General features: G+C 78.0%; 2 protein-coding genes. One reads left to right on the plus strand and one right to left on the minus strand.

Annotation, left to right across the window (positions count from 1 at the left end):
* Positions 1-1,367 (minus strand): AAA family ATPase (locus AB0J52_RS37825; protein WP_500187799.1); only part of this gene is annotated, 1,367 nt, incomplete at its 3' end.
* Positions 1,368-1,857: 490 nt separating this feature from the next.
* On the opposite strand from AB0J52_RS37825, the gene AB0J52_RS37830 reads away from it, so the two are divergent.
* A partial coding sequence (locus AB0J52_RS37830) for an ATP-binding protein (protein ID WP_500187801.1) occupies positions 1,858-2,066 on the plus strand: 209 nt, incomplete at its 3' end.

Consider the following 2,066-nt stretch of genomic DNA (forward strand, 5'->3'; position numbering starts at 1 on the left):
GTCCCGGCCCGCGAGCCCATCCCGCTCACCACGGCCCGGGCGATCGCCGGATGGCGGAACCGGTCGCCCTCCACCAGCCCGGTCCGGCGCAGCAGGTCGTGCGCCCGCCGGACGTCCTCGCCGTCCCGGCCGGTGAGCTCGCCGTGCAGTTCGGCGGGGCTGCCGGGAGGGAGCACCGCGAGGGCCTCCGCCGGGCCGGTCGTGCCGGACCGGTGCAGGCAGGCGAGGACCGCCTGCCGGAACGCGTCGCCGAAGACCGGGCCATCGTGGCGCCCGGCGGCGCGCCCGTCCTCGGCCAGCGCCCGGACGAGCCGGGGGTTGCCGCCGGTCGCGCGGCGCGCCTCGTCCGCGAGCGCGCGGGCGGTCGCGGGGTCGTAGTACTCGGCGAGCAGCGCCGCCACCCGCTCCCTCGGCAGCGGGCCCAGCCGCAGCCGGCGGGTGCGGGCGGAGTAGAGCAGCTCGGTGTGCGGGACGCGGCGGGCCGGGCCGGTCGGCGGGTACTCGGTGAGCACCAGCAGCAGGCCCGCCGCCTGGGGACTGCGCGCGAGGTGCAGCAGGAACTGCAGCGAGGCCGCGTCGGCATGGTGCACGTCGTCCACACCGATCACCACCCGGGCGCGTCCGGCGACCCGCAGCAGCACGGCCTCCAGCTGCGTGAACACCGGCGTCGGCACGGACACGGCCGCCCCGCCCGGCGCGGCGGCCCGGAGCACGCCCAGCCCGTCCGCCGGGATGCCGTCCAGCCCGTCCGCGGAGATGCCGCCGGCCCCGTCGCCGGGCCGTCCGCCCGTACCGGCGGCCGGGAGCCCGCAGGCATGGCCGGCGGGGCCCGCGTCCCAGCCGGCGGGCGGCGGCGGGCCGTCCCAGCCGAACGCCGGAAGCCCGCCCCCGCTCGGAGACGGCAACCCGTCCGAGGAGGGCAGCCCGCCCGCGCCACCGGACGCGAGCCCTTCCCCGGCGAGCGCCGCGAGCCCCTCCTGGGCGATGGAGTCGAGTCCGCACGAGGCGATGCCCGGCAGCGCGTCCGGGAGCGCGTCCGGACCGTGCGCGGCGGACCGGGCCGCGGCGATGAACGTGCCGTCCCGCAGCAGGCGCTCGGCCAGGGCGACCTCGCCCGCCTCCAGCGCGGGACGGGAGAAGAGCTGGCCGGCGGTGCTGAACGGGATGTCGCTCTCGGCGCTGGCGCCCGCCGCGCTGAGGAACACCGCCCCGGTGGCGGCCATCCCCTGGCCGAACCGGTGCAGCAGGTTCGTCTTCCCCATGCCCGCGGCGCCCTCGATGATCACGATGTCGGGGGCGGGGGGCAGCCCGGGGCGCTCCGCTCCGGCCAGTGCGACCAGTTCGTCCGGCAGTTCGACGACGCCCATGCGGCGCCCTCCCCCCTGTGCGCGGTGTGCAGGCCTGGGGGCCGTCCCGGTCCGGCTCCGCGCACGCCCCGTGGACCGGTCGGCGGTTGGATCGTCGCATCGCGCCGACATCGAGACAAATCACCTTTCGCACCCGGACCGTGGCACACCGCGACCATCCAGGCGCTACCTGCGCACTTCTCCAACCCGCGCCCTGGAGCGGACGAAGGTTATTCACGCCGTCCACATCCCGCGCCCGCCGGCCCGTCACCGGCCGCCCGCGGCCGTCCGCGGGCCACCGCCGGGCCCGCCGGCGAGCCGGCCGTCAAGCCTGGACACCACCCCCCGGACCTGCGGCTTCCGGGCGGTTCCGGCCGGGGATGACGTGGCGCTCGTGACGTTACGTCGCTGTGACTTCGCCCATGGTCTACTCCTCGCGTCATCCCGCCGAAGGGCGACGAGGACGGGCCGCGTCCCACGGAGCGTGGCCATCGAGGCACGGGGGGCACGCATGGAACTGGTCGAGCGGGGTGCCGAACTGGAGACGCTGAGCGGGCTCTACGCCGAGGCCGCCGCCGGGCGCGGGCAGGCCGTCCTGATCAGCGGTCCGGTGGCGTTCGGCAAGACGGCGCTGGTGCGCGCCTTCGCCGACCGGGCGGTCGCCGCGGGCGCCCTGCTGGTCGGCGCGGCGGCGGCCCGGACCGAGGCCGTTCCCCCGCT

Origin of the sequence: Spirillospora sp. NPDC049652, from assembly GCF_040675125.1 — a bacterium.
Lineage (GTDB): Bacteria > Actinomycetota > Actinomycetes > Streptosporangiales > Streptosporangiaceae > Spirillospora.